The organism is Pseudomonas sp. (assembly GCF_030690725.1).
Classification (GTDB): Bacteria; Pseudomonadota; Gammaproteobacteria; order Pseudomonadales; family Pseudomonadaceae; genus Aquipseudomonas.
This window is the reverse complement of the sequence record NZ_JAUYGD010000067.1, coordinates 30,273-56,628: the sequence shown is the minus strand read 5'-3', so window position 1 is coordinate 56,628 and position 26,356 is coordinate 30,273. Positions and strand designations below refer to the sequence as shown.

The 26,356-nt window shown below is 61.8% G+C and carries 19 protein-coding genes and 3 pseudogenes; 12 read left to right on the top strand and 10 right to left on the bottom strand.

Features of this window, described 5'->3' with window-relative positions; all coding sequences use genetic code 11:
• The first annotated feature begins 36 nt into the window (after positions 1-36).
• Both Q8O69_RS16945 and Q8O69_RS16940 read left to right on the top strand, forming a co-directional pair.
• On the top strand, positions 37-915 hold the full coding sequence (locus Q8O69_RS16945) for a helix-turn-helix domain-containing protein (RefSeq protein ID WP_305593392.1): 879 nt from the start codon (positions 37-39) through the stop codon (positions 913-915).
• Positions 916-1,090: 175 nt separating this feature from the next.
• Positions 1,091-3,727, top strand: a complete 2,637-nt coding sequence (locus tag Q8O69_RS16940) for a DEAD/DEAH box helicase (protein WP_305593391.1) — start codon at positions 1,091-1,093, stop codon at positions 3,725-3,727.
• A gap of 7 nt (positions 3,728-3,734) precedes the next feature.
• On the opposite strand, the gene Q8O69_RS16935 is transcribed toward Q8O69_RS16940, so the two are convergent.
• Positions 3,735-4,241 carry a phosphate-starvation-inducible protein PsiE gene (locus Q8O69_RS16935; protein WP_305593390.1) on the bottom strand — a complete coding sequence of 169 codons (507 nt, stop codon included), beginning with the start codon at positions 4,239-4,241 and terminating at the stop codon, positions 3,735-3,737.
• 268 nt (positions 4,242-4,509) lie between these two features.
• Between Q8O69_RS16935 and Q8O69_RS16930 the strand changes: the two genes are divergently transcribed.
• Complete coding sequence (locus Q8O69_RS16930; protein WP_108485834.1) at positions 4,510-4,770, top strand: YebG family protein; 261 nt, start codon at positions 4,510-4,512, stop codon at positions 4,768-4,770.
• A 66-nt stretch (positions 4,771-4,836) separates the two neighbouring features.
• On the opposite strand, the gene Q8O69_RS16925 is transcribed toward Q8O69_RS16930, so the two are convergent.
• Entirely contained in the window at positions 4,837-5,856 is a 1,020-nt protein-coding gene (locus Q8O69_RS16925; protein WP_305593389.1) for a Glu/Leu/Phe/Val dehydrogenase dimerization domain-containing protein, read from the bottom strand.
• Between the two features lie 152 nt (positions 5,857-6,008).
• Between Q8O69_RS16925 and Q8O69_RS16920 the strand changes: the two genes are divergently transcribed.
• Positions 6,009-6,812 (top strand): transglutaminase family protein, encoded by an 804-nt coding sequence (locus tag Q8O69_RS16920; RefSeq protein WP_305593388.1) that lies wholly within the window; start codon positions 6,009-6,011, stop codon positions 6,810-6,812.
• Positions 6,813-7,081: 269 nt separating this feature from the next.
• Here the strand turns inward: Q8O69_RS16920 and Q8O69_RS22260 are convergent.
• The 5 genes and pseudogenes from Q8O69_RS22260 to Q8O69_RS16905 form a co-directional block, all read right to left on the bottom strand.
• Positions 7,082-7,267: pseudogene (locus Q8O69_RS22260) on the bottom strand (response regulator transcription factor); the annotation flags it as partial.
• A 40-nt stretch (positions 7,268-7,307) separates the two neighbouring features.
• Positions 7,308-7,361 (bottom strand): annotated as a pseudogene (locus Q8O69_RS22255) (hypothetical protein); the annotation flags it as partial.
• A gap of 35 nt (positions 7,362-7,396) precedes the next feature.
• Positions 7,397-8,851 (bottom strand): annotated as a pseudogene (locus Q8O69_RS22250) (helix-turn-helix transcriptional regulator); the annotation flags it as partial.
• Positions 8,852-9,778: 927 nt separating this feature from the next.
• Positions 9,779-11,149, bottom strand: coding sequence for a DUF1329 domain-containing protein (locus Q8O69_RS16910; protein ID WP_305593386.1), 1,371 nt, complete (start codon positions 11,147-11,149; stop codon positions 9,779-9,781).
• A 29-nt stretch (positions 11,150-11,178) separates the two neighbouring features.
• The gene (locus Q8O69_RS16905) at positions 11,179-12,930 is read right to left on the bottom strand and encodes a DUF1302 domain-containing protein (RefSeq protein WP_305593385.1); all 1,752 of its coding nucleotides are present in this window, start codon (positions 12,928-12,930) and stop codon (positions 11,179-11,181) included.
• Positions 12,931-13,502: 572 nt separating this feature from the next.
• Between Q8O69_RS16905 and gcvH the strand changes: the two genes are divergently transcribed.
• The 5 genes from gcvH (at position 13,503) to gcvT (ending at position 20,854) form a co-directional block, all read left to right on the top strand.
• The gene (gcvH, locus tag Q8O69_RS16900; protein WP_090248917.1) at positions 13,503-13,886 is read left to right on the top strand and encodes a glycine cleavage system protein GcvH; all 384 of its coding nucleotides are present in this window, start codon (positions 13,503-13,505) and stop codon (positions 13,884-13,886) included.
• 9 nt (positions 13,887-13,895) lie between these two features.
• On the top strand, positions 13,896-16,748 hold the full coding sequence (gene gcvP, locus Q8O69_RS16895; RefSeq protein WP_305593384.1) for an aminomethyl-transferring glycine dehydrogenase: 2,853 nt from the start codon (positions 13,896-13,898) through the stop codon (positions 16,746-16,748).
• Positions 16,749-16,866: 118 nt separating this feature from the next.
• Complete coding sequence (glyA, locus tag Q8O69_RS16890) at positions 16,867-18,120, top strand: serine hydroxymethyltransferase (protein WP_305593383.1); 1,254 nt, start codon at positions 16,867-16,869, stop codon at positions 18,118-18,120.
• 123 nt (positions 18,121-18,243) lie between these two features.
• On the top strand, positions 18,244-19,620 hold the full coding sequence (locus Q8O69_RS16885) for an L-serine ammonia-lyase (protein WP_305593382.1): 1,377 nt from the start codon (positions 18,244-18,246) through the stop codon (positions 19,618-19,620).
• Between the two features lie 112 nt (positions 19,621-19,732).
• The gene (gene gcvT / locus Q8O69_RS16880) at positions 19,733-20,854 is read left to right on the top strand and encodes a glycine cleavage system aminomethyltransferase GcvT (protein ID WP_305593381.1); all 1,122 of its coding nucleotides are present in this window, start codon (positions 19,733-19,735) and stop codon (positions 20,852-20,854) included.
• Positions 20,855-20,946: 92 nt separating this feature from the next.
• On the opposite strand, the gene Q8O69_RS16875 is transcribed toward gcvT, so the two are convergent.
• On the bottom strand, positions 20,947-22,080 hold the full coding sequence (locus Q8O69_RS16875; protein WP_305593380.1) for a M14-type cytosolic carboxypeptidase: 1,134 nt from the start codon (positions 22,078-22,080) through the stop codon (positions 20,947-20,949).
• A gap of 229 nt (positions 22,081-22,309) precedes the next feature.
• On the opposite strand from Q8O69_RS16875, the gene Q8O69_RS16870 reads away from it, so the two are divergent.
• Complete coding sequence (locus Q8O69_RS16870) at positions 22,310-22,852, top strand: tetratricopeptide repeat protein (protein WP_305593379.1); 543 nt, start codon at positions 22,310-22,312, stop codon at positions 22,850-22,852.
• Positions 22,853-22,861: 9 nt separating this feature from the next.
• On the opposite strand, the gene Q8O69_RS16865 is transcribed toward Q8O69_RS16870, so the two are convergent.
• Positions 22,862-23,158: a hypothetical protein gene (locus Q8O69_RS16865; RefSeq protein WP_305593378.1), complete on the bottom strand. Its 297-nt coding sequence runs from the start codon at positions 23,156-23,158 to the stop codon at positions 22,862-22,864.
• A 363-nt stretch (positions 23,159-23,521) separates the two neighbouring features.
• Between Q8O69_RS16865 and Q8O69_RS16860 the strand changes: the two genes are divergently transcribed.
• Together Q8O69_RS16860 and Q8O69_RS16855 are read left to right on the top strand one after the other, a co-directional pair.
• Positions 23,522-24,277: an ABC transporter substrate-binding protein gene (locus Q8O69_RS16860; RefSeq protein ID WP_305593377.1), complete on the top strand. Its 756-nt coding sequence runs from the start codon at positions 23,522-23,524 to the stop codon at positions 24,275-24,277.
• Positions 24,278-24,520: 243 nt separating this feature from the next.
• Positions 24,521-24,733 (top strand): hypothetical protein, encoded by a 213-nt coding sequence (locus tag Q8O69_RS16855; RefSeq protein WP_304863260.1) that lies wholly within the window; start codon positions 24,521-24,523, stop codon positions 24,731-24,733.
• Between the two features lie 58 nt (positions 24,734-24,791).
• Here the strand turns inward: Q8O69_RS16855 and Q8O69_RS16850 are convergent, their stop codons facing one another.
• Positions 24,792-26,291: a helicase HerA-like domain-containing protein gene (locus Q8O69_RS16850; RefSeq protein ID WP_305593376.1), complete on the bottom strand. Its 1,500-nt coding sequence runs from the start codon at positions 26,289-26,291 to the stop codon at positions 24,792-24,794.
• Between the last annotated feature and the right edge of the window lie 65 nt (positions 26,292-26,356).

Sequence of the window (26,356 nt, the reverse complement as noted above, 5' to 3'; positions counted from 1 at the left end):
GGCAGGCCAGGCGTAGCATGGGGCGACGGAGGATTTATGTCGCAACTTGAGCACCTACAGGTTTTCCAGAGCATGCACAGCTCGCCCAACACCCGCCTGCACCGCAGTGCCGAGCTGGGCGATGGGCTGGCGGCGGCCGTGTGGAGCAACCGCCATGATGCGCGCGACTATCAGGCGCCCAGCCATCACACGCTGTCCTGCTACCTGGCCGGCGGCACCGGCACCTTCCGCCGCGAGAGCCCGCACAGCAAAGGCGCGCCGGACAAGCTGTGCATCCTCCCGGCCGGGCATCAGTCGGAATGGGTGATCAACGGTGAAATCCAGCTGGCCCATCTGTATATCAGCCAGGAGCAGTTCGCCCTGGCGGCCGTCAATCTGCTGGACCGTGAACCACGGGAACTGGAACTGCGCGAAGGCACCTTTCTCGACGACCCACAGCAGGCCCAGCGCTTTCGCCAGCTCAGCCAGCTGGATTGGTTCGAGCCGGCCGAACGCCTGCTCAGCAGCAGCCTGGCCCATGGCCTGATCAACCACGCCCTGCTGTCCCAGGTCGGCCGCCGCGAAGGCCTGCGCCTGAGCGGCGGTCTGGCCCCTAGCCAGCGCCGACGGATACGCGAGTTTATCCAGGCCAACCTCAGTGAGGCGCTCAGCCTGGGCCAGTTGGCCGGCGTATGCGCGCTGTCCGAATACCACTTCGCACGGATGTTCCAGCTCAGCTTCGGCCTGCCGCCACACCGCTATGTGCTGGCGCAGCGCCTGCGCCATGGCCAACAGCTGCTGCAACACAGCACCCTGCCATTGGCTGAAGTGGCCCTGGCCTGCGGCTTTGCCGGCGCCAGCCACTTCAACAACCGTTTCCGCCAGGCCTTCAGTGCCACGCCGGGGCAATACCGCGCCGCCCTGCAACGCCCCTGATTTCACCCCAAGCAGCATCAGCCCGCCGCATACCCGCCTATCAGGCAACGCAGCTTGCGCGCCCTGCGCCTGAAAACAGCCTGCTAATCCCGCGCTGGCTGTGCAAGAATCATCGGCTGCCTTCGAGAAAGCTGCCCATGCCACGATTCATCCACTCGCCAGCCCGGTGCCACTGATGGCCCTCGATATCCTGCATCTACGCCAGGAAGACTGGCGCGCGGAATTCGGCGTGGGCGATCTGCAGCGCGGCCAGGGTTATGCCGCGCAAGGCCGCAGCCGTTTGCTCAGCCTCAAGGACAGCACCCTGCTGGCCAGCTGCCGTGGCTCCGGTGCGCAAACCTATCAACAGCGCATCACCCTGCACCATTACGGCCAGGGCTGGGGCGTGACCGGCCATTGCAGCTGCCCAGTGGGCTTCAACTGCAAACACGTGGCCAGCGCCCTGCTCACCCTGCAAACCCAGCAGGAACAAGGCGTCGACCTCTCGCCGCTGATCGTCAGCAGCCCGCAGGCCCGCGAAGAGTGCCTGGAAAACCTGCAGCCCAGCCCGGTACTGAGCCTCGGCAGCCTGGTGCGCGTGCACTTTGATGCACGCAAGGGCCGTATGCAGGAACAAACCCAGCACCGCGCCGCCCTGGCCTTCGACTACCAGGGCCATCTGGCGGCGGGCAAACAGGGCAAGGACCTGCTGATCAAGCAGAGCGCCCAGCACAGCCTGCGCATCGTGCGTGACATCAGCGCTGAAACCCAACTGCGCAAGCGCCTGGAGCAGACCGGCCTGCAAGTGGCGCTACGGCAGAGCGAAGCGCTACCGGAAAGCGCCGGCGAAGCCTACGAGCAACCCAATGAGGCCGCCTGGCTGCTGTTTGTCCGCGAGCAATTGCCGCTGCTGCGCGAGGAAGGCTGGCAGATCCGCATGCAACCGGACTTCCAGTTCAACCTGACCCAGGTCGATGACTGGTACGCCGAAGTCGAGGAAGACCCCGAGCAGAACTGGTTCGACCTGGAGCTGGGCATCGAGGTCGAAGGCCAGCGCATCAGCCTGCTGCCAATTCTGCTGCAGGCCATCCGCCGCGCACCCTGGCTGCTCAATGGCGAAGCGCTGAACAAGCGCGATGACGATGAGGTGCTGCTGGTCAGCCTGCCGCACAACCACAAGCGCGTGGCCCTGCCGCTGGCGCGGTTGAAACCTTTGTTGGCGACCCTCGGCGAGCTGTTTGTGCGCGAGCCGGGCGAGTCCAGCCAGCGCCTGCGCCTGTCGCGTCTGGATGCCGCGCGGCTGAACCACCTGCAAGAAGGCCCGGCACTCAGTTGGCAAGGCGGCGACCAGTTGCGCGACTTCGCCGAACGCCTGCAGCGCCTGGACAGCGCCACCTTGCAAGCGCCTGCCGGCTTAGAAGCAGAGCTACGGCCCTATCAGCTGCAAGGGCTGGCCTGGATGCAGGGGTTGGCCGAGCTGGAAGTCGGCGGCCTGCTGGCCGATGACATGGGTCTGGGCAAAACCCTGCAGACCCTCGGCCATATCCTCTGCGAGTTCAACGCCGGACGTTTGCAGCAGCCGGCGCTGATCGTCATGCCCACCAGCCTGATTCCCAACTGGCAGGATGAAGCCGCGCGCTTCACCCCGCAGCTCAAGGTACTGGCCCTGCACGGGCCGAAGCGCCGCGCGCTGTTCAAGCAGATCGACGAGCACCAGATCATCCTCACCACCTACGCCCTGCTGCCACGCGATCTCAAGGCATTGAGCGCCTATCGGTATCGCCTGCTGATTCTCGATGAAGCGCAGAACATCAAGAACCCGCGCAGCAAGGCCGCCGTCGCTGCCGGGCAATTACACGCCGGACAGCGCCTGTGCCTGACCGGCACGCCGCTGGAAAATCACCTCGGCGAGCTGTGGTCGCTGTTCAACTTCCTTATGCCCGGCTGGCTGGGCGACAGCAAAAGCTTTACCCGCGACTACCGCACGCCGATTGAAAAGAACGCCAACCAGCAGCGCCTGACCCACCTGACCGGGCGGATCAAGCCGTTTATCCTGCGCCGCACCAAGGAGCAGGTGGCCAGCGAGCTGCCGCCGAAAACCGAAATCACCCACTGGGTCGAACTCAGCGCGGCGCAGCGCGACCGTTACGAAACCCTGCGCCTGGCCATGGACCAGAAGGTCCGTGCGGAAATCGCCCGCCAGGGTCTGGCACGCAGCCAGATCGTGATTCTCGAAGCGCTGCTGCGCCTGCGCCAGGCCTGCTGCGACTTGCGCCTGCTCGGTGATGAAAGCGACAGCAGCCTGACCAGCGCGGACTCTGGCAAGCTCAGCGGCCTGCTGGAAATGCTTGAAGAGTTGTTTGCCGAAGGCCGGCGGGTGCTGCTGTTCTCGCAGTTCACCTCGATGCTGGCGCTGATCGAAGTCGAATTGAAGGCGCGCAACATTCCCTACGCCAAGCTCACCGGCAGCACCCAGGACCGCCGCACCCCGGTGCAGCAATTCCAGGCTGGCGAGCTGCCGATCTTCCTGATCAGCCTCAAGGCCGGTGGCGCAGGCCTGAACCTGACCGCCGCCGATACGGTGATCCACTTCGACCCCTGGTGGAACCCCGCCGCCGAAGCCCAGGCCAGCGACCGCGCCTACCGCATCGGCCAGGACAAGCCGGTGTTCGTCTACAAACTGATCGCCCGTGGCAGCGTTGAAGAGAAGATCCAGCAGCTGCAGAAGGCCAAGGCCAGCCTGGCCCGCGGCGTACTGGAAGGCGGCAGCCAGACCCAGCTGCAGCTCAGCGAAGACGACCTGCAGGCGCTGTTTGCGCCGTTAAGCGACTGACCCGCTCTTAGTCATCGCTCTGCGTATCGTCTTTCTCAGCCGCATCATCGGCCGAATTGCGTTTGCGGCGTTGACCGTCAGCCTGCACCGCCGGAAAGCGCGAGGAGGCATAGCGCACCACAAAAATCGCCACCGCCAGCAACAGAATCGCCCCGGAGACCATCACCACGCCCATGTCGGGTTTATGGTTGTGCGAAATGTCGGAAATCATCAGGCGGGTCAGCGCAGTAATCGCCACATAGATCATGAAGCGGATCGGCATGTGGTTGGTCTTGAAATAGATCCCCACCATCGCCGCCAATTCCAGATAAATGAACAGCAGCAGGATGTCATCGACCGTGATGTGGCCCTTTTCCAGCATGCCGAGAAAGGCCATCACCGCCGCCCAAGCCGTGATCGCGCCGATGGCAAACAGCGCCAGGTAGTGGAACGCCTCCATCAACAGATTGCCCAGCGACTCCGCCAGCCCATGCATGCGCTCGCGCATCAGCTCAGCCCAGTTTGGTTTACCCATAAAAGCTCCTAATAGATCGAAAATGACGACAGCACCGCGCGTCATCAGCTAACAGTGTCAGTAGAAGAAGCTTGCTGCGGGCGAAAAAGCACCTGCAACCGCCGCGCCATGCTGGCGGCTGGCTGTTGCAGCCTGAAGAATCGGCTATGTTGTTAGCCGGCATGGCAATTGCTGCTGGCCAAATGCAGGCGAGTTCTTTATGCTCGCAACCACTGTACAAATAAACAGTTTATTGCAACCCATCAGCGTGAAGGCGTAGAGGTGATGAATGGCCGTCGAAGTGGTGTACCGCAGCAGCCGGGATTTGGAGCGTTTATTCATGGATAAAGCCGAAGCCGACCGTCATGACAAAATGCTCGAACTGGCCGAGTTGCTCACCGAGGTACTGCAAAAAGCCGTGCCATCGCTGAATGAAACCCAGGGTGAAGAGTTGGGGATTTATATGGCGAAGAACCGTGACATCTTCGCCAAGGCGTTTAAGAACCAGCCGGATGCCCTGAGTGAACTGAGCGAACCTGCTGCCGAGTAACCCCGGCCGCGATAAACAAAACCCCAGCCAATGACTGGGGTTTTGTTTTTCTAGCAGCGGTCAAACTCAGCTATACAGCAAGCGCTCGGCAATGGCATCGGCGACCCGCGCTGGCGAACGCTTGTCGGCCTGAGCATGGCCGAAGATTTCGGTCAGGCGACGGCTGATCTGCGTCAGATGCGCGGTGATTGCCGGCAGTGGCTCGCCTTGATGTTTCAACGCCACATAGATCAGGCCGCCGGCATTGATCACATAATCCGGCGCATAAAGAATCCCCCGTGCCTGCAGGCTGTCGGAGATATCGGCGCTGGCCAGTTGATTGTTTGCCGCACCCGCCACCGCCGAGCAGCGTAGCTGGCCGACCGTCGTGTGGTTCAGCACACCGCCCAGCCCGCACGGCGCGAGAATGTCGCACGGGGTGGCGAGCAAGGCATCGCTGGCCACCGGCCGCGCGCCCAATTGCTCGACTGCCAGCTGTACGCGGCCATGATCCAGATCGCTGACCAGCAGCTCGGCACCCGCGGCATGCAGTTGCTCGGCCAGCGCATAACCGACATTGCCCAGGCCCTGAATCGCCACCCGCAAGCCTTCCAGGTTGTCACTGCCGAGGCGTGCCAGAGCGGTGGCGCGAATACCGGTAAACACCCCCAGCGCCGTGTGCGGCGACGGATCACCTTCGGCCGTGGTGCTGGTGACATGCTGAGTATGCTGAGCGATGCAGTCCATATCGACGCTGGAGGTGCCGCTGTCCATGGCGGTGATGTAGTGGCCGTTAAGGGTTTCAATAAACCGTCCGAAGGCTTCAAACAGCGCGCCGCGATTGTCGACATGCGCGGGCCGGATAATCACCGCCTTGCCGCCGCCCTGTTGCAGGCCGGCCAGCGCCGCCTTGTAGCTCATGCCCTTGGCCAGGCGCAGTACATCTTCAATCGCGCTTTGCGTGTCGGCGTAGGGTAGGTAACGGCAGCCGCCCAGCGCGGGACCGAGACGACTGTTGTGGATGGCGATAATGGCCTGCAGGCCAGTCAGCGGGTCCACGGCGAAGTGCAACGACTCCAGCCGGGCGGTTTCCATCATGGCGAACATGCTGTGGCTCCCGTACTGATTTGCAGATCAGTATAGGCAGTGGCTTTGCCCGCACCCCTCCGGCGGTCAGTTGCGCCATGGCGCCCACAAAACAATCCACTGGACGAAGCACCGGCGCTTGACTACAAAGCCAGAGAGACTTGGAGATTGCCATGGACCCACGCGCCGCCTGCCTTGCCTGCCTGGAGCAACAACCGCCTGCGCTGTTCGAGGCAGCGCTGTGGATTGCCGTGGAGCACCAGCCAACGCTGCAACCGGCCGAAGTGCTGCAACGGCTTAACGGTTTGCAGCAGCAGGTCAGCCAGGGTTTGCCCAATTTGCCGCTGCCGGAACTGGCGCAACCGCTGCTGCGCAGACTCAGCGAACTGGACTTTCACGAGGACGATGAACGTCCGCTGCGGCCGAGGGCGGCGCTGCTTGATCAGCTGTTGCTGCGCCGCCGTGGCCAGCCGCTATCCCTGGCCCTGCTCGCGCTGGAGTTGGCCAGGCGCTTAGGGATTCCGCTGCAGGGAGTGAATTTCCCGGGGCATTTTCTGCTGCGCGTGCCGGGCGCCGATCACCTGCTCGACCCGTGCAGCGGCCGCCGTCTGTACACCCGTGAATGCCGCGAGCTGCTGCAGCGCCATCTCGGCCCGACTGCCGAATTGAGCGCCAGCCAGCTGCAGCCCTGCGATGCGCGCAGCATGCTGCAGCGCCTGTCGCGCAACCTGCGGCAACTGCATCAACTGGATGATGAGCCGCTGGCCGCGCTGCGCGATGCCGAGCGTGTGCTGTTGCTCGGCACGCCGACCCTGCATGACCACCTGGCCCGCGCGGAGATTTATCAAGTGCTTGACTGTCCGCAGGGCGAGCGCTTCGACCTGCAGTGCGCCCTACTGCTCAGCGATGACCCGGCGCAGCACCTGCAACTCAGCCAGCGTCTACGCCTGCTCAGCGCCAGCCCAGCGCTGCATTAGAAAAGGCTATGTGCCGATTATGTGTTGCGAGCCGCTTTTGTAAGGTGGGTTAGCGGCGCGGGGGGGCGGTTATGGGGACGCCACGCAATTCGAGCGCCGCCTAAACCACCATTGCGGCTTGCCGGTAGACCGCCATGGTGGGTTACGGCGCGTTGAGAGTCGATGGTGTTTGTCTGATCCCGGTTCGCGCCTAACCCACCCTAGGTATTACCACGCCTCATGCATCTTATAGCTGCTCGGAACGACTCAACACATAACGGGTACATAGCCTAGAAAAATCCCAACGCCTTGGCCTTGGCCACCGCCTGAGTGCGCCGCGCCACGCCCAGTTTGCCGTTGATCCGGCGGGCATGGGTTTTCACCGTATGCAGAGAAATAAACAGCTGCTCGGCCACTTCCTGATTGGACAGCCCCTGGGCGATCAAACCGAGTACCGCCAGTTCGCGACTGCTCAAAGCATTGGCGCTGGCGGTAGGCGGCGCATTCACCGCGTTGTCAACCTGGCTGGCGACGCGAAACCACGGGCGCAGATAACCCAAGCGCCGCTGCAGCGCCTGGCCGGTTTGTCGGGCCTGTTCGGCACCCACTTTATCGTCACAGGCTGCGCAGGCTTCGGCATAGCTGAGCCACAAGTCGCTGAGCAACGCCTGCCGGCCCTGAGCTGATACTTGCTCCAGCAACTGGCGCAGAGGCTCACGCACATCTTCGCCCTGCACACGATCCAATTGCAGCAACAGCGCCTGAAAACGCGGAATCAGCTCGGGGAAATTCGGCGTCGGCAGCACCGCTTTAACCCGCTGCTCGTAGCCCAATACCCGCGTCGCGGCGACGCGCGCCCGCGCATGGTGGCCTTGAGCAACCCACAGGTGACTGCTGGCCAACAGCAGAGTGCCGCGGTACAGGGTTTCGCTGACGCGTTGGCGCTGCATCTGCCGTTCGGCGTGTCCAAGATGAGCAAAGGCTGTGGCCATATCGCCCTGCCCCATCGCCAACTCGGCCAAACCGAGGTAGCCATGAAACGCCCCCGGATCACCACAGGCCAGTGCATGCTCAAGCCCGCGCTGCAGCACCGTAGCAGCCGCATCCGCACGGCCCTGGCGCAGCTGCAGACGCCCCAGGCGCAGTTCAAGGCGTGCCAGTACCGGCGTATTGCGCAAGGCAGTCGGCGCGGTTGCCGTCAGCACCCGCTGCAGCAGCGCTTCAGCGCGGGCAAACTCGCCACGCGTCTCCAGCAGTAAGGCATGGTCCAGCTCCAATAAGGCTTCAAACACCGGATTGCCATGCAGGCGCGCCTGCTTCAAGGCTTCGAAACTCAGCTTCTGCGCCACCTCCAGCTGACCTTCACCAATGGCCACCAGGGTCAAAGCCGAACGACACAGCAGCGCCTGCGCCCACGCGCTTTGTGGCAGCCCCTGCAGGGCGTCATGCAGATGGCTGCGGGCATCCACGGCACAGACTCGGCCGTAGGCGATAATGCCCTGGATGGCCTGCCAGTGAGCGAACAGCTCGCGAGTCCGCGCACCATCACTGCGCGGCTGAAAGCGTGCCAGCTGGTTAATACAGCTCTGTGCTTCATCCAGGCGGCCAACCAGCAGCAACACCCAGGCGTTGAGCAGAATCAGCCGCGGCGTGCTGCACAGCAGGCTGTCCGGCAACTCGCTGCGCCAGCGCAGAATCAGTGCCAGGTCCTGCCCCTGCAGCACCTGCTCCTCGGTAAAACGCTCAAGAAAACTGCCCGCCACTTCCGGCTGTTCCGCCAACAAGGCGTGCTCCACCGCCGCACGAATATCGCCATAGCCGGCAAACCACTGGCTGGCATGCACATGCAGGGCGCTGCACGGCAGGTGTTGCGACTGTCGCTGCAGCAGCCGGGCCAGCGGCGGAAACAGCACATACCAGCCCTTGGCCGCGTCCAACTCCTGGATAAACACGCCGCGCTCGATCAGCGCGCGTAACCACTGCGCACCTTCGCCCACACCAAACAGGTGATCACACAGCGCCGGGTTAAAGCGTGGCAGCTGGGCCAGTTGCTGGAGCATCTGCAACAGCTCATCGGGCAGCCCTTGCAGCACTTCGCGTTCGACATACTCGGCGAGCAGCTGATCATGCTCACCATCCTGCGGCGCGCTCAACGCAGCCGGCTCGGCCTGCGCCGCCAACAGACGCAGGCGCAAAGCCGCTGGCCAGCCCTGGGTTAACTCATGCAGATCGTGCGCCCAGGTGCTGCGGGTTGGGTCCAGCTGCTGCAGCCAGGCCAGCACTTCTGCTTCGCTAAAGGCCAGTTCGCTGGTGCCCAGTTCGAGCAGCTCGCCTTCCAACAACAGGCGCGAGAGGTTGCACGCTGGCCTCCGCCGACTACCCAGCCACCAGCAGATGCCAGGCGGGGTGACCATCAGCAGTTGATTGAGAAAGCCATCGAGGGCGTGATTCGGCTGCGCCGGGTAGTCATTGAGCATGATCCACAGCGGCCGCGACTCCTGCGCCAGGGTCGCCAGCAGCTCGCCACTGCTGAGGCCTGTGGGGTAATCGAGCAGTTTGCCCAGCTGCTGAGCCAGCTGCTCGGCATGCAGGCCTTCAGCAGCGCAGTTCAGCCAGAGCAGGCGGTAATTGGCCGGGCATTCGCGGGCACAGTCGGCCAACAACACGGTTTTGCCAAAACCGGCCGGGCCAACCAGCAAACGCAGGCGACAGTCGTGCGCCAGCAGTCGCTGTTGCAGGGATAGCCGGGAGATATGCCCAGGCGGCGGGCGCTGTACGCTGCCACAGGACGACGCTGCGGCGCTTTGCGGGAAAGGCGCTAATGCGTTCATGACGGCTCGATTTATTGTTCTTGCAGGAACCGGATCATTGCAGGCTAAACCTCAATGCCTATCGCTCACAGCTCTATCACCACAGGTGATGCCGGGCGATAAAAAAGGCGGCCCGAAGGCCGCCCAATTACGGAGTAACACGTGCAGGTTATTGGCCTAGCGAACGCCGGAGCTGCGCAGTGCGGCTGGCGTGTAGTCTGCAGCCGTCGCCTTGAAGCCGAAGTTATAAGCCGATTTTTCTTCGTTCTTCATACCCAGAGCCAGGTAACGACCCGCCACCAGGTCATACAGCGCTTCAAGGGTGTAGCCCGGCACTTGATGGTTGTAGTAGTGCTGCGCATGACCTTCGGCAACACGCCAAAGCTGACCACGGCCATCGTAATGATCAACCAGCGCTATCTGCCAGCTGTCCTCGTCGACATACATGTGGCGCTTGGCATAGATATGCCGCTCACCGCTCTTCAGCGTGGCAACCACTTCCCAAACCCGGTGCAGCTCGTAGCGCGTCAGGTCCTGATTGATGTGCCCGGCTTTAAGCACGTCGTCGTACTTCAGTGACGGCGAATCCAGCTTGTAGCTGTTATAGGGGATGTACATTTCCTTCTTGCCGACCAGTTGCCAGTCGTAGCGATCAGGCGCCCCGGAGAACATATCGAAGTTATCGGCCGTACGCATGCCGTCAGCGGCGGTACCCGGCCCATCGTAGGCCACCTGCGGAGCACGGCGCACGCGGCGTTGACCGGCGTTGTAAATCCACGCCAGGCGCGGCTCCTTGACCTGGTCGATAGTCTCGTGGACCAGCAGCACGTTACCGGCCAGGCGCGACGGTGCAGTCACCCGCTGCTTGAAGTACAGCAAGACATTGCTGCCCTTGGCCGGATCAAGATCAGGCATATCCGCCGGGAAGGCCACTTCATCTTCGAACTTAACCAGGCTGTAAGAGCCATTGGTCTGCGGCGTCGCCTGAGTCACCACGCGTCGGGTGTTACCACCCCGGTAACGGGTGATGTGGTTCCAGATCACCTCAACGCCTGTCTTGGGAATTGGAAAGGCGTAGTAACGGCTGGCATTGAAGTTCTGCAGGCCGTTACCACCGTCTACGGGCGTGGTATTGACCGCACTGACCTTGGCGGCATCGCCAATCGCTGCAGGCACGGCGGTGGTTCGATGCGAGGGGTAAACCGGGATCTTGTAGCTATCCGAGTACCGTTTGAGCATGGCCATCTGACCGGCTGAGAGCTTGTCTTTGTACTGCTCGGCATTGGCTGCGGTAATCGTAAACAGAGGCTGCTCACTGGCATACGGATCAGCGAGAAACCCCTTGCCATCGACAGTCGCGGCACTGGTAGACAGACCGCCATCCCAGGCAGGGATACTGCCATCAGCATTGCCGGCCATTTCCCCGCCCAGCGGCGTCAAGCTGGTACCCAACTGAGCCGCTTCTTGTTCAGAGACTGCGGCCATCACGCTGCTGGCTAACAAAGTCAGCAGCAGCGCACCAGTTTGCAGGATTCTTGTGTTTTTCATGGTGTACGGATCCTTTTGCACTGCGTTGATCAGAAGTTCACACCAAAGCTCAGGGCAACAAAGTCACGGTCGACGTTGGTGTTGTAATCACCACCAAAGAAGTCGGTGTAACTGAGGCTGGCGTTATAGGTGTTCTGGTAGTCAGCGTTCAGGCCTAGGCTCACCGCCTTACTGCCCTCGCTGAAGTTGGGGCCATAACCATCGACGTCATGCGACCAGGCAATGCTCGGCGTCAGGTTGACCCCGGCGAAAACGTTGCTGTACTCGGCGCTAGCACGCAGGCGGTAGCCCCAGGAGCTGCTGGTGAAGAAGCCATCGTCATTACACTGATCTGGGTTGGCAGCGTTCACCCCTGCAGTACAGGTCGTGTTGGGGTTGAGCTGACCAATGCCATAGACCGGATCGCGACCGAAGCGCAGCTCACCAACATCATCATTGATACCGCTGACATGGTTGTACCCCACCTCGCCCACCAGGGTCAGGCGACTGGCCCCCAGCACTCGGTCGAAAAACTGCACCGCCGATACTTGCGCTTGGGTCACCGGCTTGCGCACGTAGCCGGCCACTTCCTCACCCACCGCATTGCGTCCATGACCGCTGGTAAATACCGGTGAAAAACCCTGGCGCAGGGATGCAAAGGTCATGTCAGTGGAGTTAATGCCGATTGGCATGTTCGGCCGGTAACTGAGTTCACCCGACAACGCCGTACCTTCGATATTGGTCTGGAAACTTACGCCATACAGACGGATATCTTCCGGGTACTCCAGAAAGTAGCGGGCAGCCTGTGGCGCCCCGGTGCCTACAATGATGCTGCCGCTCGGGGTACGGCTGTGGTAATTCATCGCGTACAGGCCGAACTCAGTGTCATGTAACGACTCGGCAAACCAGCGCAAGGCAACGCCGAACTGACCGCTGTCACGAGCATCACGGTCGCCCGCGCGAGGAATGAAGACGGGATTGCCCGGCGCACCGGTGTTGTTTGACGCGTCCGGCGCAACATCAGCCCCGGCTACAACCAGGCGGTCATTACAGCCATCGGCAGCCGTGTCGCTGGGCGCGAAGAACGTTCCGCAGTTATCGATAACGGTCTGATCCCACTCCAGCTGGTAGAACGCCTCCATGCTGATGGTGTCGGTCAAACTCTGCGACACATAGAGCATGTTGACCGGGATCAGCCCCTCCTTGATCTCTGCGCCAGGCCGGCGGAACGCTGCAGCATCCACGGGATTGATCGAGTTGATCGAGTTACCGATAAAGGTACTTTCACCCCAGCTGACCACTTGCTTACCGACCCGCACACTGCCCGGCATGCTGCCCAGGTTGTAGTTGTGATAGATGAAGGCATCGAGAATTTCCGCGCCGGAGGCTTGTGCCGCAGTCTTGCGGTTGTGGTCATCGATGTCATACAGCAGCCGGCTTTCGTCCTTGGTCTCGAAGTCGTACCAATACTTGCCGCGAATAAACACGCCGGTATCGCCGTACTTCAATTCAAGGTCGTGAATACCTTTGAAGATCTTCGAAAAGGTTTCACCTTTCTTGAAGTTCAGGCGGCCGTCATCGTTGGTCTGAGAAGACGCCTTGCCACCGTTGCGCGTGCCGATAAAGTCAGGATCGGCACCGCGCACGCTCCAACTGGCCCCCACAGAAAGCGATGAGTCGAACTGCGCTTCGACCTCACCGATATTGAATGTAATAGCCTGGACAGGCGCGACACAGCCAACAGCAATGGCAATCGCCAAAACGCTGGGCTGGAAGATGGCATGTCTTGTTGTTGTTCTCATGCGGCTCTCCTGGAAAGCGGGTTTCGTGTTGAGGCCCACACGCTACCCAGCCCCCCGCCAGCGGATAAGCGCCCGAAAGAGGTATTTGCCCTGTCAGCCGAAAGAGTGAATACGCCTCTGGAAAGCCGCTCTCCCGCCGGCCCATGGACCGTTTCAATGGCGCTTTATAGGGTGGGTGAATGGCCACGGCGGCTCAGCAAGGCAATTGGCCGCTGCAGGCGTTGCAACGAAGGCAGCGCTACAGCAGCTGCGCCGGGCCTGATCGCCGGCTCCGCCAAGACATCGTATCGATTTAAATACACCGTAATGAAAGCGACACAAAGCGTTCAGCCCGCGGCGCCAGAGCCTTTGCGCTGTGCCTTATGGATGAATCGACCATGTGCGTATCGAAATCGCTACATAAGCGGCAAAGACGAACACATGAAAACAAGTTAAGTTATTGTTTTTATTGATAAAAATAACAATGGCACCTACCTTGCTATGGTCTTTTCACCTTCCGCTCGTGCCCAGCACGTGCGTCCAGCACATCGCCCCCAGCAGAAAGGGCGAGTCACCACCCTTGAGGAGTTCACATGAGCGAATTGCGTTTTACCGTTGAGCACGAATGGCTGCGTCAGGATGCCGATGGTCTGGTTACCGTGGGCATCACCGCCTATGCCCAGGAAGCCCTGGGTGACGTGGTGTTCGTGCAGCTGCCGGAAGCCCAGAGCTACGCCGAGGGTGACGAAGTGGCCGTGCTGGAATCGGTAAAAGCTGCGAGCAATATCGCCATGCCGCTGGACGGTGAGGTGGTCGAGGTCAATGGCGAGCTAGAATCCAGCCCTGAGCTGGTCAACGAAGATCCCCTGGGCAAGGGTTGGTTCTTCCGTTTCCGTCCGGCCAATGCCAGCGCGGTAGCCGACCTGCTCGACCAGGCCGCCTACGAGCGCCTGCTCAACGCCAATGCTGACGCCTGAGAGATTGTGATGACCAAGCTGACCACCCAGAACGAATTTGTCGCCCGCCATATCGGCCCACGTGACGCCGATACCGCGGCCATGCTCGAACTGCTCGGCTACGCCAGCATCGACGCGCTGACCGATAACGTCATCCCCGAGAGCATCAAGGGCACCAGCGTGCTGGGTGCTCAGCCGGGCCTGTCGGAAGCCGACGCCCTGGCCAAGATCAAGACCATCGCCGGCAAAAACCAGCAGCTCAAGACCTTTATCGGCCAGGGCTACTACGGCACCCACACGCCGAGCCCGATTCTGCGCAACCTGCTGGAAAACCCGGCCTGGTACACCGCTTACACCCCGTACCAGCCAGAGATTTCCCAGGGCCGCCTGGAGTCGTTGCTGAACTTCCAGACCCTGATCAGCGACCTCACCGGTATGCAGATCGCCAACGCCTCCCTGCTGGACGAAGCCACCGCCGCTGCCGAGGCCATGACCTTCTGCAAACGCCTGTCGAAGAACAAGGCCAGCAACGCCTTCTTCGCCTCCCAGCATTGCCACCCGCAAACCCTCGACGTGCTGCGCACCCGTGCCGAGCCGCTGGGCATCGAAGTGGTGATCGGCGACGAAGCTGCGATTACCGACGCCAGCGCCTACTTCGGTGCGCTGCTGCAATACCCGGCAAGCAATGGCGACATCTTCGACTACCGCGAACTGGTCGAGCGCTTCCACGCCGCCGGTGCCCTGGTTGCCGTCGCCGCTGACCTGCTGGCCTTGACCCTGCTCACACCGCCGGGCGAGTTCGGTGCCGACGTGGCCCTGGGCAGCGCGCAGCGTTTTGGTGTGCCGCTGGGCTTCGGTGGCCCGCATGCCGCCTATTTCGCTACCCGCGATGCGTTCAAGCGCGATATGCCGGGCCGCTTGGTCGGCATGTCCATTGATCGCTTCGGCAAGCCGGCCCTGCGCCTGGCCATGCAGACCCGCGAGCAACATATCCGCCGCGAGAAGGCCACCAGTAACATCTGTACCGCTCAGGTACTGCTGGCCAACATCGCCAGCATGTACGCCGTGTACCACGGCCCGAAAGGCCTGACCCAGATCGCCCAGCGCGTGCACCAGTTCACTGCAATTCTGGCCAAGGGCCTGCGCGCTCTGGGCTACACGGTTGAGCAGGAATTCTTCTTCGACACCCTGACCCTGGCTACCGGCGGCAAAACGGCAGCCCTGCATGCAGCTGCCCGTGCGGCCGGCATCAACCTGCGTGAAATCGATGGCGAGCGCCTGGGCCTGTCCCTCGACGAGACCAGCGACCAGGCCGCAGTTGAAGCGCTGCTGGCAGTATTCGCCGAAGGCAAGGCCGTTCCAGTCTTCGCCGAGCTGGCTGCCGGTGTAATCGCCCAGCTACCAAAAGGCCTGCTGCGCGAAAGCGAAATCCTCACTCACCCAGTGTTTAACCGTTACCACAGCGAAACCGAGCTGATGCGCTACCTGCGCAAGCTGGCTGACAAGGACCTGGCGCTGGACCGCAGCATGATCCCGCTGGGCTCCTGCACCATGAAGCTCAACGCCGCCAGCGAAATGATCCCGGTGACCTGGGCCGAGTTCGGCAGCCTGCACCCCTTTGCCCCGGTCGAACAGAGCGAGGGTTACACCCAGCTGACCACCGAACTGGAAGCCATGCTCTGCGCGGCCACCGGTTACGACGGCATCTCCCTGCAGCCGAACGCCGGCTCACAGGGCGAGTACGCCGGCCTGTTGGCTATCCGTGCTTACCACCTGAGCCGCGGCGATGATCAGCGCGATATCTGCCTGATCCCGCAATCGGCCCACGGCACCAACCCAGCGACCGCCAGCATGGCCGGTATGCGCGTGGTGGTGACCGCCTGCGACAGCAGCGGTAACGTCGACATTGCCGACCTCAAGGCCAAGGCCGAAGAGCACAAAGAGCGTCTGGCCGCGATCATGATCACCTACCCGTCGACCCACGGCGTGTTCGAGGAAGGCATCCGCGAGATCGCCCAGATCGTCCACGACAACGGCGGCCAGGTGTATATCGACGGCGCCAATATGAACGCCATGGTCGGCCTCTGCGCCCCGGGCAAGTTCGGCGGCGACGTGTCGCACCTGAACCTGCACAAGACCTTCTGCATCCCGCACGGCGGTGGCGGCCCAGGCGTCGGCCCGATTGGCGTGAAAGCGCACCTGATTCCGTTCCTGCCCGGCCACGGTCATATGGCCCGCAAGGAAGGTGCGGTCAGCGCCGCGCCGTTCGGCAGCGCTAGCATCCTGCCGATCACCTGGATGTATATCAGCATGATGGGCGGCGAAGGCCTCAAGCGCGCCTCGCAAATGGCCATTCTCAACGCCAACTACATCGCCCGCCGCCTGGAAGAGCACTACCCCGTGCTGTACTCGGGCAGCAACGGCCTGGTGGCGCACGAGTGCATTCTGGATATCCGTCCGATCAAGGACAGCTGCGGCATCAGCGTCGACGACGTGGCCAAGCGCCTGATCGACTTCGGCTTCCACGCCCCGACCATGTCCTTCCCGGTCGCCGGCACCCTGATGATCGAGCCGACCGAAAGCGAATCCAAGGAAGAACTGGATCGCTTCTGCGACGCCATGATCGCCATCCGCAACGAGATTCGTGCGGTGGAAGCTGGCCAGCTGGATGCCAACGACAACCCGCTGAAAAACGCCCCACACACCGCCCTGGAACTGGTCGGCGAGTGGACCCACGCCTACAGCCGCGAGCAAGCCGTGTACCCAGTGGCCAGCCTGATCGAGGCCAAGTACTGGCCGCCGGTCGGCCGCGTGGACAACGTGTTCGGCGACCGCAACCTGATCTGCGCCTGCCCGTCCATCGAGGCGTATCAGGACGCGTGATAACAGCCCGCGGCCCGGAACACCTCCGGGCCGCGGGACTGCTTTCTCCCCAATTTTCGACTCACCTCTACCCGAGGCGGGTTAGCTGCACCTCATATAAAAACCAGAGGGCCTCACCATGTTTAGCAAGCACGACCAACTGCAAGGCTACGATGACGCCCTGCTCGCCGCGATCAACGCCGAAGAGCAGCGTCAGGAAGACCATATCGAACTGATCGCCTCGGAGAACTATTGCAGCCAGCGGGTGATGCAGGCCCAGGGCAGCGGCCTGACCAACAAGTACGCCGAAGGCTATCCGGGTAAGCGTTACTACGGCGGTTGCGAGCATGTCGACAAGGTCGAGGCCCTGGCCATCGAGCGCGCCAAGCAGTTGTTCGGTGCGGATTACGCCAACGTGCAGCCTCATTCCGGTTCTTCCGCCAATAGCGCGGTGTACCTGGCCTTGCTCAATGCCGGCGATACCATCCTCGGCATGAGCCTGGCCCACGGCGGCCACCTGACCCACGGCGCCAAGGTGTCGTCCTCCGGCAAGCTGTACAACGCGGTGCAGTACGGCATCGACGAGCAGGGCCTGATCGATTACGCCGAGGTCGAGCGCCTGGCCATCGAACACAAGCCGAAGATGATCGTCGCAGGCTTCAGCGCCTATTCGCGCACCCTGGATTTCGCCCGTTTCCGCGCCATCGCCGACAAGGTCGGCGCGCTGCTGTTTGTCGATATGGCTCACGTCGCTGGCCTGGTGGCCGCTGGTCTGTATCCCAATCCGCTGCCGTTTGCCGATGTGGTGACCACCACCACCCACAAGACCCTGCGAGGCCCGCGTGGTGGCTTGATCCTGGCCAAGGCCAATGAAGAGATCGAGAAAAAGCTCAACTCCGCCGTGTTCCCCGGCAGCCAGGGCGGCCCGCTGATGCATGTGATCGCAGCCAAGGCGGTGTGCTTTAAGGAAGCGCTTGAGCCTGGCTTCAAGGCCTACCAGCAGCAGGTGATCAACAACGCCCAGGCCATGGCCGAGGTATTTGTCGGCCGCGGCTATGACGTGGTCTCCGGCGGTACCGACAACCACCTGATGCTGGTCAGCCTGATCAAGCAAGGCCTCACCGGCAAGGCCGCCGACGCAGCCCTGGGCGCAGCGCATATCACGGTGAACAAGAACGCCGTGCCGAATGACCCGCAGTCGCCGTTTGTCACCTCCGGCATCCGCATCGGCACTCCAGCAGTCACTACACGCGGCTTTAAGCAGGGCGAGTGCCGCACCCTGGCTGGCTGGATCTGCGACATCCTCGATGACCTGGAAAATCCGGCGGTGATTGAGCGCGTTCGTGGTCAGGTTGCGAACCTATGCGCCAGCTTCCCGGTCTACGCTGACTAGATAACGCACTGGTTCAGACGGACCGTAGGAGCGGGCCATGCCCGCGAATGTCACCGCGTATCGCGGGCATGGCCCGCTCCTACACACAGCTATACCGCGATCAGACCAGAAGTCGGAGCAAGCATGTCACTTAGCGTTTTTGACCTTTTCAAGATCGGCATCGGCCCGTCCAGTTCGCACACCGTCGGTCCGATGCTGGCCGCCGTGCGCTTTGCCGAAGGCCTGCGCCGCGATGAGCTACTGGCCGCCACCGATACCGTGAAAGTGGAGCTATACGGCTCCCTCGGCGCCACCGGCAAGGGCCATGGCAGCGACAAAGCCGTGCTGCTCGGCCTAGAAGGCGAACAGCCGGACAGCGTCGACACCAGTAACGTCGACGCACGCCTGGCAGCGATTCGCAGCAGCGGCGAACTTAATCTGCTCGGCGAAAAAGCCATCCGCTTTGTCGAGAAGCAGCACCTGGCAATGATCCGCAAACCGCTGGCCTTTCACCCCAACGGCATGATCTTTCGCGCCTTCGACGCCGCCGGCCTGCAGATCCGTTCGCGCGAGTACTACTCGGTAGGCGGCGGTTTCGTCGTCGATGAACAGGCCGCCGGGGCCGACCGTATCGTCGAAGACAGCACAGTGCTGCAATACCCCTTCACCACCGGCAAGCAACTGCTGGCCCACTGCGCCGAACACAAGCTGTCGATCAGCCAGGTGATGCTGGCCAACGAAGCCGCCTGGCGGCCGGAAGCCGAGACCCGCGCGCGCCTGCTGCATATCTGGCAGGTGATGCAGGATTGCGTCGAAGCCGGTTGCCGTAACGAGGGCATCATGCCCGGCGGGCTCAAGGTCAAACGCCGCGCCGCCGCTCTGCACCGTCAACTGTGCAAGAACCCCGAAGCCGCGCTGCGCGATGCCCTCAGCGTACTCGACTGGGTCAACCTCTACGCCCTGGCGGTGAACGAGGAAAACGCCAGCGGCGGCCGCGTAGTCACCGCACCGACCAATGGCGCGGCTGGTATCGTGCCGGCGGTGCTGCATTACTACAGCCGCTTTATCCCCAGCTCCAACGACGACGGCGTGGTGCGCTTTCTGCTCACCGCCGCCGCCATCGGCATCCTCTATAAAGAAAACGCCTCGATCTCCGGTGCCGAAGTCGGCTGCCAGGGCGAGGTCGGCGTGGCCTGTTCGATGGCCGCCGGGGCCTTGTGCGAAGTGCTCGGTGGCAGCGTCAACCAGGTGGAGAACGCCGCCGAAATCGGCATGGAACACAACCTAGGCCTGACCTGCGACCCCATTGGCGGCCTGGTGCAGGTGCCCTGTATCGAACGCAACGCCATGGGCTCGGTCAAGGCGATCAACGCCGCACGCATGGCCCTGCGCGGCGACGGTCAGCATTTCGTCTCGCTGGATAAGGTGATCCGCACCATGCGCCAGACCGGTGCCGACATGAACAACAAGTACAAGGAAACCGCCCGCGGCGGCCTGGCCGTGAATATTGTCGAGTGCTAAAGCCAACAACCATACAACCCTGTAGGAGCGAGCTTGCTCGCGATGCTTTTCGCAACAAATCGCGAGCAAGCTCGCTCCTACAAAAGCGATTTACACAAACATGGAGAACCGCATGACCACTGAAACCCTGGCGAAAACCCCGCTACATGCCCTGCATCTCGAACTGGGCGCGCGCATGGTGCCGTTCGCCGGCTACGACATGCCGGTGCAATACCCGCTCGGGGTGATGAAGGAACACCTGCACACCCGCGAAGCTGCCGGCCTGTTCGACGTGTCGCATATGGGCCAGATCATTCTGCGCGGCCCGCAGGCGGCACAGGCCCTGGAGCGCCTGGTGCCAGTGGATATCATCGACCTGCCCGTTGGCATGCAGCGCTACGCCATGTTCACCGATGACCAAGGCGGCATCCTCGACGACCTGATGGTCGCCAACCTGGGTAACGACACCCTGTTCCTGGTAGTCAACGCGGCCTGCAAGCACAAGGATCTGATGCACCTGCAACTGCAGATCTCCAGCCAGTGCCAGATCGAAGCCTGTTTCGACCGCGCCCTGCTCGCCCTGCAAGGCCCGAAAGCCGTCGACGTACTGACGCGCCTGGCTCCAGAAGTGGCCAAGATGACCTTTATGCAATTCGCCCCGGTGCGTCTGCTGGGCGTCGACTGCTACGTCAGCCGCTCCGGCTACACCGGCGAAGACGGCTTCGAAATCTCGGTGCCGGCCGCCCACGCCGAAACCCTGGCGCGCAGCCTGCTGGCCGAACCGGAAGTCGCCGCCATCGGCCTCGGCGCGCGCGACTCGCTGCGTCTGGAAGCAGGTCTGTGCCTGTACGGCCACGACATGAGCACCAGAACCACGCCGATCGAGGCCAGCCTGCTGTGGGCCATCTCCAAGGCCCGCCGCGCCGATGGTGCACGGGCTGGCGGCTTCCCCGGTGCAGAGCGAATCTTCGCCCAGCAACAGCAAGGCGTTGCCAGCAAGCGCGTCGGCCTGCTGCCGCAGGAACGTGTACCGGTACGTGAAGGCGCAGAAATCGTCGATGCCGACGGCACGGTGATCGGCACCGTCTGCAGCGGCGGCTTCGGCCCAACTCTCGCAGCCCCAGTGGCCATGGGTTATCTGCAGAGCAGCCATATCGCCCTGGATACCGAGGTATGGGCCATGGTGCGCGGCAAGCGCGTGGCGATGAAAGTAGCCAAAACCCCGTTTGTGCCGCAGCGTTACTACCGCGGCTAAAGCTCGCACGTAGCCCGGATGCAATTCGGGGCATCGGTGGTGGCCATTCGGCCATCCCCGGATTGCATCCGGGCTACTCGTTAACCGCTTCGCTACTCGCGCAGCTGCCCAACCATGGCGGCGGCCACGCTCAGTACATCCTTGCCCAGCTGCATCGAACGCGCACCACTCCAGCCGGTGTGCGGGTTGGGACGATCATCGTGATCCTTGAACGGCATTTCGATGGTAAAGGCCAGGCAATCGAACTCCATGCCGACGGCGTTGCAGGCCAGGCTGGTGTTGGCCTGGCCGAACTGATCGGGGGTGTAGCCGAAGGCGGTCTGGAACTCGGCGCCGTTATCGATCAGCAACTGCTTGAACTGGTTTTCCAGACGTTGCAGACGCGGGCTATAGCCGGGGTTGCCTTCACAGCCGGCGACAAACACATGAGGAATTTCCTCGTCGCCGTGGATATCCAGAAACAGATCGACGCCCACCGCGCGCATCTGCTGCTGGACGAAATACACCTCGGGGCTGTCCGTCTCACTAGCCGACTGCCAGGCGCGGTTAAGGTCACACCCAGCGACGTTGGTACGCAGATGGCCACGGAAGGCGCCGTCCGGATTCATATTCGGCACCAGGTACAGATCGGCCTGCTCCAGCAGGTTATTTAGCTCGGCATCATCACGCAGCTGCAGACGCTCCAGCAGCCCCTGGATAAACCATTCGGCCATATGCTCGCCGGGATGCTGCTGGGCGATCAGCCAGATCTTGTGCTGCGCCTGCGGGTTACGGCTGATGCGCAGCAACTCGATAGGTCGGCCCTCGATGCTCTTACCCGTGGCAAACAGCTCGGCACCGGCCAGGCGCTGCGCATCCTCAATCAGCAGAGCATGACGCTCGCGGCTGTAGGGCTCGAAATAGGCGAACCAGATCTGCCCGTGCTGCGGCTCAATATCGAAACTCAGCGCGCCCTCTGCAAAGCGGCTGGGCACCCGAAACCAATCGCGCTGATCGTAAGAGGCCACGGCGTGGTAACCGCTCCAGGCATTCGGGTAAGACGACTGCCCGGCATTGCCCAGGCTAAAGCCGTAACGCTGCCCAGGCTGCAAACCTTCAACTTTGAAGTGGAACCACTGGAAATGCCCACTGTTGAGGTCCGGACGAATCGTCAGCTGCACCTGCTGCGGGTTGCTGGCGTCGATGACCTCAATATTGCCGCTGTCGAAGTTGGAGCTGATCTGCATGGATACCTCGAAGGCCTGGATGCATGGAGAGACGCGAAGATGAGCAAGAATCGCAGCTCTGGCGCGCGGGCGAAACGCTGCAGGCGACAAACTGATATGGATTCTGCGCCCCCCCGGGCTGCCGACAGCTCGACCGCCGCGCAACTTGCCAGCATGCCTGTAGTCTTGTGTGTACCCGCTACAGATTCGACTTAACGCTCAACGCCATATCAAGGGAGCAGCAATCCGCATGAATATTGCGCCACTACGCCACCGCCCACTGTTGTTGCTCTGCGCAGGCCTGCTGCTGGGCGGCTGCGCCAGCCAGCCGGAACAAAGCCAGACCGAACAGCCCGCCCAGCAAGCCGATGCGCCCCGCGAAAACAACGCAGCCGAGGCCAACCTGCGCAGCCAGGCCAACCGCGGCGACCTCGATAGCCAGTTCCAGCTCGGCAGCCTGTACTTCGTCGGCAAGCCAGACAAGGACCTCAAACAGGCCGAGTACTGGTGGAAGCTCGCCGCCGACAAAGGCCACGCCATGGCCGCCGTCAGCCTGGCCTACCTGTATACCGGGCGCGACAACCCGGATTTCAACAGCCCGCAACAGATGCTCAAGTACCTCAACCAGTCCGCCGCCGGCGGCAACCCGATGGCCCAGCACATCCTCGGCAACCTCTACCTACGCGGCGAACAAGGCGTGCCGTTGGACGCCAACCAGGCCCGGCGCCTGTTCACCAGCGCCTGCCAGCAGAACTACAGCGCCAGCTGCACAGCGCTGCAGGAAATGCCCTGAAACCTCGAATCAGGTCTCGATGGACTTGGTAGCAGCCTGGTCATCCGGCTCTGCCTGCGGCTGCTCGGGCTGTTGCGACTCAGCCTCTTCAGTGGGTTTGCCCAGCCACTCATTGGTCGACTGCTGCACCTCGTCCACCTGCTTGTTGAGTTCTTTCACGGTTTCATCAATCGCTTCGCGGGCGACGTCCACCACTGCCTGTTCGGCCTTCTCAGCGAGTTTCTGCGCCGACTGCTCTGCCGCCTCGCAACCGACCAGGCCGATCAGTACCAACCCCAGTACACCCATTTGCATCGACTTACGCATAACGTTCTCCGTAACAGCCGTTGGCGGCCTGATTGGCAGCAGCGGCCCAGTGACCACCGCCATGATTGAGCAACCCAGCTAATCAACCGTGCAGAGGTCTCACCGCTGCGGGCGCAAATGTAGGGAGGCACGCTGGTTTACTCAATTGCATAGAGTTTGCAAGGTATTACCGAGCAGGCGGGCGCGCGCACTGAAAACGCAAGGCGCTCTGAGCACAACCTGCATGCACGCCACCAGGCGCAAACAGCTACTAGGCAAATAGGCTGACACAAGGCTAATAATAACGAGCACCGTGCAGACCAATTAGCCACACTCCGGTCATGCAGCCCCTGCAAGCGTTCATCGCAACTAAAGGATTAAGTCGTGTTGTTACGCCATGCACTGTTCGCACTGACGGCCTTGATTGCGGCCAGTAACTCAGCGGCCGAGAACCTGCACTTTGTAACCGAGGAGTTCCCACCCTTCAGTTATTCACGCGGAGCAATTGCCAGCGGCGCCCTACCGGAAATAGTCGACGCCACCTGCCTACTCTTGCAGTGGCGCTGCCGAATTGAAGTACTGCCTTGGCGCCGCGCGCTGCAGCAGGCCGAAGATGGCGAAGTGGATGGCATCTTCACCGTGATTCAATCTCCTGCGCGGCATCAGGCATTTCTGATTACGCCCATGCTGGTGACCTCCGGTTACGACTTCTACACCCTGCGCTCGAATAACTTCCATTACCGCCAACCAGAGGATTTACGCGGCCGCCAAGTCGGCGTGTATGGCCCGTCAGGCACCTCATTCGTACTCCAGGAAAGCCTGAAAAACACACCGGATGTCGAGGTTAAACTGGTGACCAATAACCATCGGCTGTTATTGATGCTCAATGCTGGGCGTTTTGGTGAACAAGGTGTTGTGGTGCTTAACCGCGATGTTGCCCGGCATTTGATTGAGCATGAATACCTCTATGCGCTGCGCAACGCCGGGCATTTGACGTCAATTTCATACGGCATTGGTTTTTCCCGCAAGAAAGTCAGCCCTGCGCAGTTTCAGGCATTCAATCGCGGGCTGGGTACGCTGCGCAATAACGGCCAGCTTGCAACCATTTTGCAGCGCTACGGTCTACAACCTGCCAATTAAGCAGGCTGGACATTTAACTTGGCTTCGCCATAATTGCCGGGCGCAACCTAATTAGCCCTTTAACAAACCTGACAATTCGTTCAGGTAATCCACAATTAAAGGGCAAACCAGCGCGGCAATAGTCATTGAAACTATTCGCCACGCGCAATAAATGCGTGAGCTAAAAATGTTTGGCCGTCTCAGGTGCCCAGGTCATATGCCTGGCATCCAGCCAATATTCTGTTCAAGACCATGGGTAACTACGTGACGAAAGACGAACTGCGCGCCGAACTCGAGCGCCAGGCGCAGCGTTACAAGGATGTATACGGCGGGGAAGTAATTACCTACGCCGCTCAACCGGACCCCGAGCGCAAGCCGTGGCGCAAGAAGGCTAACCTTCTCGACCAAGCGTTTGAAAAAGAGCTGGTAAAAATCGAAAAAGAGCTGCAAACCAAGGCCGACGAGGCCTCTGGCTGACGCCCCGCAACCTTGATGTCAGAGCAGGCGGCCATCCCAGATCGGGATGGCCGCTGACTCAGCGCCCCTTACCGCCCATCAGCGAACCCAACAGACCACGCACCAGTTGCCGACCGATCTGATTGGCCGCCTGGCGCATGGCTGTTTTCATCACCTGACTGGCCAGGCCGCCAAGCAACTCACCCGCCGCACCGCCAATCCCACCGCCTGCCTCTGCCTGCTTGCCGGCAGCGCTCGGTTTGCTTGGCCCTGCCTGTTGCGCAGCCTGCTCAGCGCGGGCGGTCAGCAATTCATAGGCGGACTCACGATCAATCGGCTTGTCGTAGCGTCCCCGCAACGGCGATTGCTGAATCAAGGCGGCGCGCTCAGCATCATTCAGCGGGCCGATACGCGATTGCGGCGGCGCAACGGCTACACGCTGCACCATGGCCGGTGTGCCTCTGGCCTCCAGCGCGCCAACCAGGGCTTCGCCGATACCCAGCTCGGTGAGCACCGTCAACGTGTCGATGGCCGGATTGGGCCGGAAGCCATCAGCCACCGCACGCAGCGACTTCTGCTCTTTGGCGGTAAAAGCGCGCAAGCCGTGCTGAATACGCAGGCCAAGCTGCGCCAGCACATCGTCCGGCAAGTCGCCCGGCGACTGGGTGACGAAGTACACCCCCACGCCTTTCGAGCGGATCAACCGCACCACCTGCTCCAGGCGTTCCTGCAAAGCCTTCGGCGTTCCGGCAAACAACAGGTGCGCCTCATCGAAGAACAACGCCAGCAGCGGCTTGTCGGCATCCCCGCGCTCCGGCAGTTGCTCGAACAGCTCAGCCAGCAGCCAGAGCAGGAAGGTCGCGTAGACCTTCGGCGCTTCATGCACCAAGCGGCTGGCGTCGAGTAGGTGAATGCGACCACGACCATCGCGGTCCGGATGCAGAATGTCTTCCAGCTGCAATGCTGGCTCGCCAAACAGCGCCTCGGCGCCCTGCTGCTCCAGACCGGCCAGCTTGCGCAATAAGGCCTGCGATGAGGTGGAGGTAAACAACGCGCTGTCTTCGCCCAGCACCTCGGGGTGACTTTTCAGATGAGCCAACAACGCCTTGAGGTCTTTCAGGTCGAGCAGTAACAAACCTTCGCGATCCGCCACCTTGAACGCGGCATAGAGTGCCGCCTGCTGGCTGTCGGTCAGTTCCAGCAGCGCGCCGAGCAGCAAAGGCCCCATCTCACTGAGCGTGGTGCGCAGCGGATGGCCGCTCTGGCCATGTACATCCCACAGGGTTACCGGGTAGGCCATGGGCTGATGGTTAAGCCAGGGCATGCTGGCGATACGCTCGGCCACCTTGCCTTGCGGCGCGCCGGCAGCACCCAGGCCGCAGAGGTCGCCCTTTACATCAGCGGCAAACACCGCCACACCGGCATCACTGAAGGTTTCGATCAAGCGTTGCAGAGTCACCGTTTTGCCAGTGCCCGTCGCGCCAGCAATCAGCCCGTGACGGTTCGCCAGGCGCAACGCCTGCCCCACCGGTAGCCCCTCAAGATCGGCCCCTACAACAAACTGATCGGTTTGCGCCATCTTGTTATCTCCATGGTTAAAGCTTTACTGCAACTAAGCCGACATAGTCAGCATCGCCGCACTGT

Bases quoted from the DNA above. Each gene is read 5' to 3' on its own strand.
- Q8O69_RS16945 (WP_305593392.1), top strand. From the start codon at position 37: ATGTCGCAACTTGAGCACCTACAGGTTTTCCAGAGCATGCACAGCTCG.
- Q8O69_RS16940 (WP_305593391.1), top strand. From the start codon at position 1,091: ATGGCCCTCGATATCCTGCATCTACGCCAGGAAGACTGGCGCGCGGAA.
- Q8O69_RS16935 (WP_305593390.1), bottom strand. From the start codon at position 4,241: ATGGGTAAACCAAACTGGGCTGAGCTGATGCGCGAGCGCATGCATGGG.
- Q8O69_RS16930 (WP_108485834.1), top strand. From the start codon at position 4,510: ATGGCCGTCGAAGTGGTGTACCGCAGCAGCCGGGATTTGGAGCGTTTA.
- Q8O69_RS16925 (WP_305593389.1), bottom strand. From the start codon at position 5,856: ATGTTCGCCATGATGGAAACCGCCCGGCTGGAGTCGTTGCACTTCGCC.
- Q8O69_RS16920 (WP_305593388.1), top strand. From the start codon at position 6,009: ATGGACCCACGCGCCGCCTGCCTTGCCTGCCTGGAGCAACAACCGCCT.
- Q8O69_RS16910 (WP_305593386.1), bottom strand. From the start codon at position 11,149: ATGAAAAACACAAGAATCCTGCAAACTGGTGCGCTGCTGCTGACTTTG.
- Q8O69_RS16905 (WP_305593385.1), bottom strand. From the start codon at position 12,930: ATGAGAACAACAACAAGACATGCCATCTTCCAGCCCAGCGTTTTGGCG.
- gcvH (WP_090248917.1), top strand. From the start codon at position 13,503: ATGAGCGAATTGCGTTTTACCGTTGAGCACGAATGGCTGCGTCAGGAT.
- gcvP (WP_305593384.1), top strand. From the start codon at position 13,896: ATGACCAAGCTGACCACCCAGAACGAATTTGTCGCCCGCCATATCGGC.
- glyA (WP_305593383.1), top strand. From the start codon at position 16,867: ATGTTTAGCAAGCACGACCAACTGCAAGGCTACGATGACGCCCTGCTC.
- Q8O69_RS16885 (WP_305593382.1), top strand. From the start codon at position 18,244: ATGTCACTTAGCGTTTTTGACCTTTTCAAGATCGGCATCGGCCCGTCC.
- gcvT (WP_305593381.1), top strand. From the start codon at position 19,733: ATGACCACTGAAACCCTGGCGAAAACCCCGCTACATGCCCTGCATCTC.
- Q8O69_RS16875 (WP_305593380.1), bottom strand. From the start codon at position 22,080: ATGCAGATCAGCTCCAACTTCGACAGCGGCAATATTGAGGTCATCGAC.
- Q8O69_RS16870 (WP_305593379.1), top strand. From the start codon at position 22,310: ATGAATATTGCGCCACTACGCCACCGCCCACTGTTGTTGCTCTGCGCA.
- Q8O69_RS16865 (WP_305593378.1), bottom strand. From the start codon at position 23,158: ATGCGTAAGTCGATGCAAATGGGTGTACTGGGGTTGGTACTGATCGGC.
- Q8O69_RS16850 (WP_305593376.1), bottom strand. From the start codon at position 26,291: ATGGCGCAAACCGATCAGTTTGTTGTAGGGGCCGATCTTGAGGGGCTA.